The sequence below is a fragment of the Mammaliicoccus sp. P-M59 genome, from assembly GCF_022386135.1.
GTDB classification, from domain to species: domain Bacteria; phylum Bacillota; class Bacilli; order Staphylococcales; family Staphylococcaceae; genus Mammaliicoccus; species Mammaliicoccus sciuri_A.
In genome coordinates, this window is record NZ_JAJNJJ010000002.1 from 227,073 (window position 1) to 239,453 (window position 12,381).

The 12,381-nt window shown below is 28.5% G+C and carries 9 protein-coding genes; 1 reads left to right on the plus strand and 8 read right to left on the minus strand.

Annotated elements, in window-relative coordinates; genetic code table 11:
• Both LQ617_RS06110 and LQ617_RS06115 read right to left on the minus strand, forming a co-directional pair.
• A complete protein-coding gene (locus tag LQ617_RS06110) occupies positions 1–924 on the minus strand; it encodes an NAD-dependent epimerase/dehydratase family protein (RefSeq protein ID WP_239739956.1) in 924 nt (307 codons plus the stop codon).
• Between the two features lie 78 nt (positions 925–1,002).
• Positions 1,003–1,320, minus strand: a complete 318-nt coding sequence (locus LQ617_RS06115; RefSeq protein WP_037589651.1) for an ArsR/SmtB family transcription factor — start codon at positions 1,318–1,320, stop codon at positions 1,003–1,005.
• 137 nt (positions 1,321–1,457) lie between these two features.
• Between LQ617_RS06115 and bla the strand changes: the two genes are divergently transcribed.
• Complete coding sequence (bla, locus tag LQ617_RS06120) at positions 1,458–2,312, plus strand: BlaZ-like penicillin-hydrolyzing class A beta-lactamase (protein WP_239739958.1); 855 nt, start codon at positions 1,458–1,460, stop codon at positions 2,310–2,312.
• 114 nt (positions 2,313–2,426) lie between these two features.
• On the opposite strand, the gene LQ617_RS06125 is transcribed toward bla, so the two are convergent.
• From LQ617_RS06125 to LQ617_RS06150, 6 genes are all read right to left on the minus strand, one after another.
• Positions 2,427–6,707, minus strand: coding sequence for an Eco57I restriction-modification methylase domain-containing protein (locus LQ617_RS06125; protein ID WP_239739960.1), 4,281 nt, complete (start codon positions 6,705–6,707; stop codon positions 2,427–2,429).
• Between the two features lie 2 nt (positions 6,708–6,709).
• Positions 6,710–7,627 carry a restriction endonuclease gene (locus tag LQ617_RS06130; protein WP_239739962.1) on the minus strand — a complete coding sequence of 306 codons (918 nt, stop codon included), beginning with the start codon at positions 7,625–7,627 and terminating at the stop codon, positions 6,710–6,712.
• A gap of 178 nt (positions 7,628–7,805) precedes the next feature.
• A complete protein-coding gene (locus LQ617_RS06135) occupies positions 7,806–9,503 on the minus strand; it encodes an ATP-binding protein (RefSeq protein WP_239739964.1) in 1,698 nt (565 codons plus the stop codon).
• On the minus strand, positions 9,496–10,944 hold the full coding sequence (locus LQ617_RS06140) for an SIR2 family protein (protein WP_239739966.1): 1,449 nt from the start codon (positions 10,942–10,944) through the stop codon (positions 9,496–9,498). The genes LQ617_RS06135 and LQ617_RS06140 overlap by 8 nt, the downstream gene beginning before the upstream one ends.
• 454 nt (positions 10,945–11,398) lie before the next feature.
• Complete coding sequence (locus LQ617_RS06145) at positions 11,399–11,869, minus strand: NAD(P)H-dependent oxidoreductase (RefSeq protein ID WP_239739968.1); 471 nt, start codon at positions 11,867–11,869, stop codon at positions 11,399–11,401.
• An 85-nt stretch (positions 11,870–11,954) separates the two neighbouring features.
• The gene (locus tag LQ617_RS06150) at positions 11,955–12,368 is read right to left on the minus strand and encodes a MerR family transcriptional regulator (RefSeq protein ID WP_239739969.1); all 414 of its coding nucleotides are present in this window, start codon (positions 12,366–12,368) and stop codon (positions 11,955–11,957) included.
• Positions 12,369–12,381: the final 13 nt, after the last annotated feature.

Consider the following 12,381-nt stretch of genomic DNA (forward strand, 5'->3'; position numbering starts at 1 on the left):
TTACGATTCTCCTTTTAAGATGTTTTTAATGCCTTCTTCATAAGTTGTCACTTTAAAATCAGGAAACCTTTCTTTAAATTTATCGGACTTAAAGACGTTATCATATTTATATCTTGGTAATAATTCAGTAAGTTCTTTAACTTGTTGGTTAAATAGACTACCTAATTTAAATACCCACATTGGTACTGTCATATACTTAATCTTCTTATTTAAGACTTTCTCTGCTTTTTTCAAAATATCTTTATAAGACACACTACCATCTGTTGGTAAATGCCAAGTTTCTCCATAAGCATCAGGTGTATTACCGAGCAATGCTAAGGCACGACTTGCATCAGGTGTCCATATAAGTGTACGTAACACAGATGTATTAACCGGTACTAATGCACGTTTACCTGCTTTCACACGATTAAATACTAATGAATTGGTAAAGCTTTGCGTTAATCCTGGTCCATAGAATTCAGGAGCGCGGCCAATTACAGCATGAATAGATTGATCTTTCATAGCTGATAACAACATTTCAGCTATATCAGCACGTACTTGTGATTTACGTCCTTTTGGTACAAATGGACTGTCTTCAACCTGTACGTTATCGTTTTTCTCATACATATACGTATTATCAAAGAATGCGAGTTTCGTATTTGTTTCTTGGCATGCTTTAATAACATTCTTCATAATCACCGGAAAGCGTTCTTCCCACATTTCTGAATTTGCAGGTAATCCAACAGCAAAATACACTACTTCACTACCTTCCACTGCTTTAAGTGTATCTTCGTATTTCATTAAATCAGCAGCTACTAACTCGTCTGTATCATGAATTTTCTTAGGCTTTCTACCTACTAAACGTATATCTTTCGTATAATTTCTATAAATTTCTTTAGCAATTTCTTGCCCAATTTGTCCGTTACTTCCTAAAATTGTTTGCATTTCGAATGCTCCTTTTTATTATTTATTAATTCCTTGTTTCAATAGGTTTAAACATATGAACATAGTGACTAAAATTTTTTAAGCTTTTTCTTTATTTTTAATATTTTCTTCTAAAGAAGCTGTCAGTTCTTTCAACCACAGTAATGCATCATCTAGATCAGAACGATAATATCTTTCCAACCCAACTTGCTCGACACTTAACAAGCCCACTTCATACATTAATTTCAAATGATGAGATACAGCAGGACGTGAAATCGTAAGTCGTTCAGTAATTTGATTAACCGTTAGTTGTTCTTCTCTACATAATAGAACAAGAATTTGTTGACGCTTCTCGTCTTGAAGAATATTTAATAACTTCGAACCTCTCTTAAATACCTCCATCGTCTTGTCTTCCATGTCGTCTCTCCTTAACAAATCGTTTCAATGATTATTATATACCACGTATAGCATGTGTAAGTCAAAAGAGAAGATTAATCAAACAATCATATTATTAATATGATAGTATATATACCAAGTCTAAGGAGGTATACGTAATGAAGAAATTGATATTAATCATCGCATCTATATTGTTGCTCAGTGCCTGCAGTACTGCTGATGCGACAACGCAAGATTTGAAGAAGGTTGAAGATAAATATGATGCTAATGTGGGTGTTTATGCTTTAAATACTGCAACTAATGAAGAAATTACCTTTAATGAAGATAAGAGATTTGCCTATGCTTCAACTTTCAAAGCTATAAGTAGTGCGATGTTACTTGAAAAGACACCTCACAATGAATTAAATAAGAAAGTTCATGTTAGTAAAGAAGACATTGTGCCATACTCACCTGTATTAGAAAAATTTATCAATAAAGATATCACGATCAAAAAATTAATCGAAGCAACGATGTTATATAGTGATAATACTGCTAATAATATGATTATTGAAGAATTAGGTGGCTATAAAGAAGTTACTAAAAGGCTAAATTCATTAGATGATAAGACTACTAAACCTTCTAGAATGGAACCTGAATTAAACAATTATGATCCAAAGAGTAATAAAGATACATCAACACCACAAGCTTTTGGAAAAACACTCAATAAACTGATCAACAATGGTCATTTATCAAAAGAAAATAAAGCATTCTTAATCGATTTAATGATCAATAACAAAAGTGGAGATACTTTAATCAAAAATAGTGCACCAAAGAATTTTAAAGTAGCAGATAAGAGCGGACAAGCGATTACTTATGCATCAAGAAATGATGTTGCTCTTGTATACCCTAAAGGTGAATCAAAACCAATTGTTCTCGTTATATTCACAAACAAAGAAGGCAAGACAGACAAACCAAACGACAAAGTAGTCAGTGAAACAGCTAAAGTCGTATTAGAAAAGTTTAATGATAAGTAGGAATAGAATATAGTGGAATAAGTCATAAAAAACACGCCCTACAAATATGATGTAGGGCGTATTGTGCGAAGAATATATTTATAATGTCTCTTAAAAATTAGGAACTAATTTTTGCTATTCCATTGATTTCACCTTATTTTCGATAAAATTAATTTCATCTTGTGATAATTTATACATATCATAAAGCATTTTATCTATTTCAACAATCGACTTAGTCCAATCTATAGTAGAATTTTCTGTAAAATCTTGCAATGGAATTTTAGACCACGTTTCTTTAGTTTTGTTGTTTTGAGTAACTTTCTTTACTCCTAACATAGTTCGGACAAATTTTGTTTTTATATATTTTAAACAAGCTTCAGCATCGAACCTATTCTTAAAATTTCCAATTGAAATAAAAGTTTGATTATGTCCAATTCCCGGTTCACAAACAATAGGATTAGAAAGTGATTCTCCTAATTCTCCAGTGCCATTAGCACCTGGAACAATTACTTTAAAACTAAATAAATTATCTGGGGCTTTTATAAATTTTGATTCAATATACTTCGTAATTCTCTGATTATTCTCTCTACCGTAAATACCAATGTAGTCATTATTAACTTTTGAATCATAAAATAGTTCTGGAAAGCGGGTAAAAACATTAGATCCTACTGAATTTTTTTCAGCTTTACTCACTCGCTCTATTAAATCAGGAAAAGTTTCATACACTTCGTTAGTTAGTTTATAACTAGAATTCGTATAAACAAGAGAAGAGAAGCTTTCAAACTTATCACTACTTACTTTAGCCAATATTGAGTTTAATTCTTTATAGTTTGAAAAAGTTTCTATCGGACCAACTATTTTTGTAGAGTTTCTATATAATACAGTTATTCCACCTTTTATATCAGTATTATGAAATACCTGTTGCGAATTTTGATTGTAATATACTACCTTGATATGTTTGTCTGTAAGCATTTTTTCATTCCATTTTTTAGAAGTTGAACCAATATTAAATAAAAATCTAGCTGGTGAAATTAGAATATATTTATTTGCGATTTTTTCAGCCAAATCATAGAAATATGGATAGACAGCTTCATCTCGGTTGCTTTGTCTATTTGTTTTTTGATAAGGTGGATTTCCAACTACTACATCAAATTTCACATTATTACCTCCAAATAATTCACTACATTTTATTATAAAGTCATTTTCACCATATGCATATGGTATTGTATCTAAGCAAACAATATGTGAATCATTTATTTTATTAGCTTTTTCATCAAAACCAAAAATATAATTCTTGGCTATATTATATATTATTTCTGTTGGCGCAAATCCATAAATCTGATTTTCTAATATATGTTTTAATCTTTCATCATCATTTGGTATTAATTCTTCAAGACCTACATATAATCTTTTTACTATTTCAGTAATATAAAGCCCTGACTTCATATATAAATCCACAAATATTTTATTAGGATTACTAAAATCTTCGGGATTTTCTTCATGTAGCTTATCCACCATCATTTTAACAACACTTTTAGGAGTATATATCTGATTAGTTTTTTGAGGTGGAATATAATCAAATATGTCTTCTTTCTGTGTTTCATCAAAATAGTTAGCAAGATCTTTTCTTTTATCTAAAAATTCTTTTATCGACTCATCAAATACAACACTATCAAAGAAATTATAAGAATCTCTTAATATTTTAAATTGTTCTAAAGTAATACCAGTCACCTCTTTAAATACATTACCGCTTAGAGATTTATCAAATGTACTTAAAGTTGTAGTTGGCGTTCCATATGCCATTAAAAATGATGGAATAGTGCGCGCAAATCCTCTTAATCGCGCTCGAACATCATCTTCAACTGTATTTTTTTTCTTTTCTTCTGCTTTTTCCAAAATTGTTTTAGTAGATTGCTCAACTAAGTCTTTCGTTTTATTTTTGACTGTTTCACTTATTTCAGCTTTAAAATTATCATTTATTTCTTTCTTTTGTTGTTCATATATTTTTTTAGCTTCCTCTATTACTGATTCATCATTGTTAGACTCAGATACTTTTCTTTCAAAATCAGCTTTTACTTCATTTTGTCTTATACTTGTGTTTTTCTTAACCACTTCAATTTCACGTGCTATTAATTTTGAATTCTTGTCAACTACTTGTTCACCCATTTTTTTAGTCAGACCATTTTCTTTAGCGATTTCTTCAACTACATCTTGTATATTATCCTTGAAAGTATTAGCAATAATAGAACTAATATTTGGATCTGTCTGATCAATTATTTCATCAACAGTATTCTGTATATTATCATATACTTTTTCACCGAAATGAGCTTTAGATTTATTTATAACAATTTCATTACTTACTTCTACATCTCCATTTTCATCAAGCTTAACATCTTGTGTATCTATTGGATTAGTAGTATTACGTGATGTAGATTTTCCAGAATCCGCTGGATTTAATTGCTCAAGTATTTCACGAGCCTCAGGAGAAGCGAATATTCCAGACACATTTTGGAACAATAAATTCGACATAAACCCTCGTTTAACTACTTCCTGAGCTTTAATTGCTTTTGGAATAGTTAACACTTGATTTACATCTAACTCCACCATTTTTCCTTCTCTATCTTCTGCTATAACTGGGAAGAAATTAAGTAATTTTTGAATATTGTCTTTACGATCGCTTGTCGTTCCTCTGCCACTGGAAGTTTTATTAGAAAGATTATTTGCAAATTCGTCATATATAACAAGTGTTCTATCTGGTGCAAAATCAAAAACATATGCATTCTCTTTTTTATACACATTATTATTTAATTTATACTCCCATGGATTTTGTGCACGAAACGCTGCTTGCATATATAAACTTGGAGACTTAATATTTGATAGCATCATTACTGCAGTCCACTCTGGAATAGTTACTCCCGTTGTTAATTGTCCAACAGAAAGAGTAATTGTTTTGTCATTTTCTGAAATTGCCTTTTTCACCTTATCTAGAGACTTATAGTTAACTGTTTGATCGTCTTCATCTACACGTCCATTACCAGCTGCTAAAATTATTTTATAATTTTCAAAAACGGGATGGCTTTTCAAAAGTTTTTCCATTGCTTTTGCACTAGCTACTCGATCGAGCAACCAAAATGTATGTTTTAATTCATCGCGTAATTTTTTTGTTGAAAAAGGATATTTTTCATTTTGGGTAAGAGAGTCTAGCCATTTTATGATATCTTCTTCATGAATGAACCTACCAACATCATTTGTTTCAAAAAACTCATTTAAATCAAAAGCATAATCTATGTTCTTACCTTCAATTTTAGCTCCTTGATTTACTTCATCTGTTATCATTTCACTCATTTGATAAGAAAACATATTTAATTTTGGCATATCCTCATAAGGGTTATTTACATGTATGTCATCCCAATTAATTTTTGATTCTTGTTCATTTTCATATGTCCAGTTAAATATTTGATTTTCACTAAATTTACCTGATGCCATCGCTTTAAATGGTGTTCCTGATAAATGAAGTGTAAAGTTGCGTTTTATTTTTTCAAATGCTATATCTGTCTTAAATGTATCAACACCTTCGTGACTTTCATCAATTACCAATAAATCCCAATCTAAATCTTTAACCCAGTCTAACTTATCATGGTTACCACCGAAATAAATAGACCCCTTTAAATCTTGTAAAGAGATAAATGATAATATTCTATCTTTTTCTCCATCATTATATAAATATTTTTTATATTCTTCACGATTCATAACTGGTCTATCTTTCAATGAGTCAGAAATTGAGATGAATGCAAAATTTGTCTGCCATGCAATAAATTTTTCAAAATCATCAAACCATGAGTTTGCTATCGCTGGACGATTTGTGACAATAAGTACTTTTTCTGCATTTATTTTTCTAGCTAAATCGTATGTAGTTAGAGTTTTACCAAAGCGTGGCTTTGCATTCCATAAAAATTCTCCTCCTGGGTTTTCAAATATATATTGAGCTGTTTTTATAACAGCTTCATTTTGCTCAGGTCTTAACTTGTAAGTTGATTTTTCCTCAATTTGATCATATTTGTGATTTAGAAAATCTTCAAAGTCATTATGTGATTTCTCAGGATTTCCATTATAGAAGAACCATTCTGTATTCGGTCTTTGTTCTATTTTCTTGTATGTACGTAGATATGAATGAAATGTTTTGTCTTTGAACCATTCCTCACTATTATTAAATTTAGCTGGTTCTGACCATAGTTTTAAATATTCCAAATTAATTGCTGCAGTTTTTGTTTGTTCCCTAATTCTTTCATCTACATTTTTCCGTTCAGTATAACCAATTTTGATCCATCCTTCCCTTTCTTTTTCAGAAGGTAAAATATATGCATAAATTTGCGGATAAATAGTTTTAGTTGTTCTAATAAGTGTATTATCTTCCATATTTATTTAACCCCTTTGTCAAAAAATTCCATTTTATTGGTTTTCCAATTCATTATTTTAACTCTTTTTCCAGGTTTCACTATTTCATTATTTACTGGTCCATCCTGGAATAAAGATAATTGAACTTCACTCCGCTTTTCTATTTTCTCACTAAGTGGAATAATATATTTCATTCCATCCATTTGAAATACATTATAGCTTATTATCTCTGCTATATCTTTAAATAATCCGGATAATGGCTCTTCTAACCATTTCTCATAATAGAAATCTCGATATGAATAAAGCATATTTTCGCGTGCGATTAAAAGTGAATCTCCACTCCATTCAAACCCATAACTAGATTTATAAGCTTCAACAACTAATCTTTGCCATTCAGCTTTATCATTTACTTCTTCATTGATTCTCTTTAGTTTCCTATCAACAAAACCTACTCTTTCTGCTAGCGGTATTACTTCACCGGATTCCATATCATATCTACTCACCATATACGGTGCTTCACCACAAGTAATCTCTATCCAGGTTCTACTAACATATGTCTCTAAATCATCTTTTTGGAAAGATTTGTCAATCTCGTCATTTTGCTTTTTTACAACCCAAGTTGGTGTAAATACTTCTCCCTTAGCTTTTGTACGTTCTTTTTGTAATACTCGTGACTTTAATGATCTAGGTTTAATTATATTACTCATAATTCCAGTTAATAATTCTGGTTTCATTTGCGATTTTGGACCATAGTATTTTGCACCATACTGTATATAATTTTCATTAGCCCAAATTATATTCTTTACTTTCTTTGGTGTTGAAGTTGTTCTATCTATCAATAATATATCTAAAATATCAGGTATATCAGTACGAATATTATTTTCATTAATATCTGCTGAAACATTTGAACTGTTGCCTATATCATTCTTTATAGTTGTCATTGTTATATTACAATTGCCTCCTTTTAAAAAGTTATTTCTACTAAAACATGATTTATTAAATAGTAGTATTTTTATGATTTAATTTTACTACAAATCATATTTTACACCTAACCTTAAAACCGTTTAAAGAGATGCAATATTTCAGTTATAAAATAGCACTACTTTTACTTATTAATAATTATGATTTATTATTTTTATAAATTATTTCAGGTGTTGTTGTAACATTTTTTGAATATGCCTCAATTATCTTTACTTCAACGGGAATTGGGAATAATTCTCCTACTATAAACGCTGTCCCAGTAGGTAAATACGAAAAACGATTTAATTGAAATCGATTTATATAAGGAATAGTATTTATAAGGTAATCTAAATCTATATTATTCTTTATTCTATGAACAATATAATTATTACATTGTGATAAAACCGTTGAAGATAATTCACTTGGCCTTTGACTTGATAACATTAAAAAACAACCAAATTTTCTACCTTCTCTAGCTACCTTTTTAAATACTTCTACTTCATCAAACTGACTATTTTCCTTTGATTTAGATATGTATCTATGCGCTTCTTCAAAAACAAATACATTCACTGTACGCTTATTTATACCCTTATCTTTATTTTTATTAAATTCCTTATTTAAAATATATGTTGTGAAAAATAGTAATAAATCATCATCTAAATCAGCAACTGAATAAACAACTGTTTTGTGTTGTATCTCTGTATCCTCATGACTAAATAACCTTGAAAATCTTGATTGAACATTTTTTATACGAGTTTCCAACGTAGCAGAGTATGCTCTTGCTTGGCTATTCCCTTTACTTTCCTCAAGTAAAAATACATAGTTTAGTCCATTTAATAATTTTTCAAAGCTGGATACATTATATGATGCCTTTTCTAATATTTTTGTTATATCTGGAGTATCACTATCTAAATGTAGAACATCTTGTAGTTCTTTAATAAACTTATCCTCATCTTGTGGTTTCATATTACCGTACTGAGAATTATAATTATCAGTATTTATATTTGTCCCTTCCAAAATACTAATAATCTTCGTTCTCTTTCCAAGAACATCTGTTTGTTGACTTCTATACAATTGTAATGCTATATAACATTTAAACATGGTTTCATCTAAATCTTTTGAATCAATTGCATTAGCAATTTTTAATGCCATTTGTAAGATAGGTAATTGAACTAATTCTGATGGTTTTATTAAATTTATCCAATCTTGGAGCTCTAATTTCTGAATGTTTATTTTAAATTCTTTTAATACATCAATGTTTTTTACATCATTTAATTCTTTATATTCATCATGTACATCAAAAATATGAAAGTATAAATTCTCTGTTTCCTGTTTATTGACTTTTGAAATCAACTGCCTAACTGTAGTAGATTTACCAGATCCAGTATTTCCAATTATAGCTGTGTGATTTGTTAGCAATTTATTGGTATTAATATATGCATTATATTGTTCATCAATGAGTCCAAGAATGATGTCATGATCATTATTATAATATGAAAATATTAGTTCCATCTCTTCTTGACTAGTTAAATATACTTTATCTTGTAAAAAGGGATATTTTTTAAGATTAAACTCAATTTTTCCATGTCTTATCATACCAACAGGTATACACTCAAAGTTACCATTATACTTAAATTTCGCCTGCTCCTCAGAAGATAAAGGTATTTCCTTATCTTCTACTTTTACAACTTGATATATGAATTTTTCACTATATTCATTTTTAATCGTTACATAATCGATTACTCCCTTGGCAATATATATTTGTCCGTGCAAATTATAATTAAGTTTTTCAAAATCACTTACTTCAAATATCAACTTATCAAATGTTACACTCGTAACTCTACCAATATTATGCATTATCGTTTATTTCCCCTTTTGAAATATCAGAACTATGACTCTTCAAAAAATTCTCAACAATATAATTGAAGTGGTGCGCTTTTTCAGTTTTTTCTTCTGTAGCCTCTTCTTTATTATCTTTATCTACGTTGTCTTTATCTATGTCATCTTTATCTACATCATCTTTATCTACATCATCTTTATCTACATCATCTTTATCTACGTCATCTTTATCTAAGTCATCTTTATGTTTATTTAAGTTAACTTTTCCTCCTATAATATGTAAATTAGAATTCTTGTTATACTTACAAAAATTATTTACATTCTCTTCTGTTTCATCACCAAATATTATTAAATTGAAATCTTGATTTTTTAAATTTTGGGCTATTATATTATTAATATGTTCATCTGGAAATCCATAACCTATTATTATCAGAGTAGTATCTTTCTTTTGTAAACAATTTGCAAACTCTCTAAATAATTCTGAATACGGCGCTTGTGCCGTTTCCTTATGTTTTAGCATTGTTGGATATATTACTACTTTGGGGTTATCTATTGTATTGTCTCTTTGTTGCAATTCTCCATCATCATTAGCTTCCCAATTAATTGACCCATGTATTTTATATAAATTTGCCTCTTTTGATATTGGTTGCCACTTTTCCTTATATCTATTCGTATCATCGACCAATCTATATTTAAATTGGTTAATATCAAATTTTTTGTGTATTGTATTTTGAAACCCTGTACTATAAACTATATTATTCGCTTCAAGTGCATATTCATTAAATAAATCATAGTTTGTAGTAAATATTGAAACTTTTGATTTAAGCTCTGTTCTTTTTTCGAATATATATCTATAAAATTTTCTATAAATTTCATATGTTTCTTTCGTGTATTTTTCGCTACCTGTTAAAGGAATAGTTTTTATAAATTTATCTTTTATAATTTTAAATACATTCTCTAACTCAGAATTACTTGAATCATAATGTAACCCATTTTGAATCCAATTTAATAATTCTTCTATATTTGTATATTTATGATAATAATTTTCTATTACTTGCTCAATTTCATCCTTCATGTCGCAATGTTGTTCTACTAAGAATTTTTTATATTCATTCAAATTTGCAAATTTCTTGCTATTAATATGTTTTTCAATTTCGCTTTTAATTCCTTTTTCAATATCATTATCTTTATTATTTCTTACATAATTGTTAAATTCATTCAAATTTTTAATATCTAAAAATCTTTTAACAACACTCAAAACTTTCTCATTTTCCAACATTTTTTTCATTGTTTCAGACATCAATTTTATTTCACCTACTGAACAGCCCGAACCTATAAATAAAGCTAAATTATTAGATGATAATTGCTTATTAATAAATGTAGATATTTTTTCATGCTTTTCTTCTAAGCTCAAACCTTCTAATTGATCGATCCCACTATTCATGTGATAAATAGCCATTTTACATCCCCTATCTTCATATTTACTTATAATTTTATCAATACTTCAGTACCTCAAATATCCTTATTATTAATGAAATTCTAGTTATATTTTCCTTTTACATTTACTATAATATTTACATTAAAAATTTTTTGAATAACAAATATATCTATCCATTTAAATATAATATAGTCAAATATAATCATAAGATACTTATTATATTATATAGTATAAAAGACAATTTATTAACAAAAAATTTGTAATATTCAATCATTTTTTAATAAGACTTTCTCTATAAATAAGCACTTAATTATAGAGAATTATGAAGAAGATTTAAAATTGGGTTTATTAAAATCTACTAACCCTAATATTCATATGTATTTTAAACAATTAGACTATTCGTTAACTACTTAAAAAACATAAAAAACTGTGCAAGTAGTATTCATCTTCTCTACTTACACAGTTTATTTTTTAACTATTCTTCTAGCTTTTTCATTACTTTCTTCGTAATATCATCTATCATTTTATCCATAGTTTTATTCTTATTTCTACTTCTATTTAAGTTATCAATATGATAAGTAGATATTGTATAGATGCCTGATAGGTTTAATGGATATTTGATTACGTGGTATCCCATTCTTTTTTTCATTCTATGAAATACTTCTGGTCCTCCTTGTGTGTATACAATAATTGCTTTTTTACCTTTCCATAGTCCTTTTCTGAAATACCGCTTCTTCTTAAAGCTGAATGCATATTCTGGCCAAAATGCTAAATCTATAAAACTTTTCATGATTGGTGTGACATTAAACCAATAAAGTGGATATATAAATATTAATGTATCAGACTGTTCTAGTTTATTAAGTATCTCTTGATGTTGATCTGTGACTGTTGAATGATAGCCATTCTCTAATATAAGAGGTGAGTTCATTTGTTGTAAATTAAACACGTAACGATTACCTTAATCAATATTATTTATTATAGATTCATACACTTTAAAACATACCCCAGATTGATTACCACCATAAATGACACTAATCATTAGATCCTCCCCTTAGATTGAGCTCATTTAATATCAATTCTTTATTTATGGCATACTGATTATTTTTAGATAAGTCATGAATGTTCTTTAGTTTATTAAGGATAAATATTTGGTTATTTAATTCTTCTTCTTTTTCTTGAATAACTTTATTAATATAGTCCATAGAAGTAGCGTTACATGCTTCTGTAGCTGGTTCGTGAAATAATTGAATAACATATTTGATATCCTCTAAATCAATATTTAATGCCTTTAAGTTCATAATCATTTTGAGATCAATCATCGTTTGTTCATCAAAGTAACGATATTGATTCGCATCTCTCGGAATTGTTAGTAAACCTACTTTTTCATAATACCTAATTTGTGATTTAGTAATGTTTAAACTTTTGGAAACATCGTCAATTCTCATACAATATACCTCC

Bases quoted from the DNA above. Each gene is read 5' to 3' on its own strand.
- LQ617_RS06110 (WP_239739956.1), bottom strand. From the start codon at position 924: ATGCAAACAATTTTAGGAAGTAACGGACAAATTGGGCAAGAAATTGCT.
- LQ617_RS06115 (WP_037589651.1), bottom strand. From the start codon at position 1,320: ATGGAAGACAAGACGATGGAGGTATTTAAGAGAGGTTCGAAGTTATTA.
- bla (WP_239739958.1), top strand. From the start codon at position 1,458: ATGAAGAAATTGATATTAATCATCGCATCTATATTGTTGCTCAGTGCC.
- LQ617_RS06125 (WP_239739960.1), bottom strand. From the start codon at position 6,707: ATGGAAGATAATACACTTATTAGAACAACTAAAACTATTTATCCGCAA.
- LQ617_RS06130 (WP_239739962.1), bottom strand. From the start codon at position 7,627: ATGACAACTATAAAGAATGATATAGGCAACAGTTCAAATGTTTCAGCA.
- LQ617_RS06135 (WP_239739964.1), bottom strand. From the start codon at position 9,503: ATGCATAATATTGGTAGAGTTACGAGTGTAACATTTGATAAGTTGATA.
- LQ617_RS06140 (WP_239739966.1), bottom strand. From the start codon at position 10,944: ATGGCTATTTATCACATGAATAGTGGGATCGATCAATTAGAAGGTTTG.
- LQ617_RS06150 (WP_239739969.1), bottom strand. From the start codon at position 12,368: ATGAGAATTGACGATGTTTCCAAAAGTTTAAACATTACTAAATCACAA.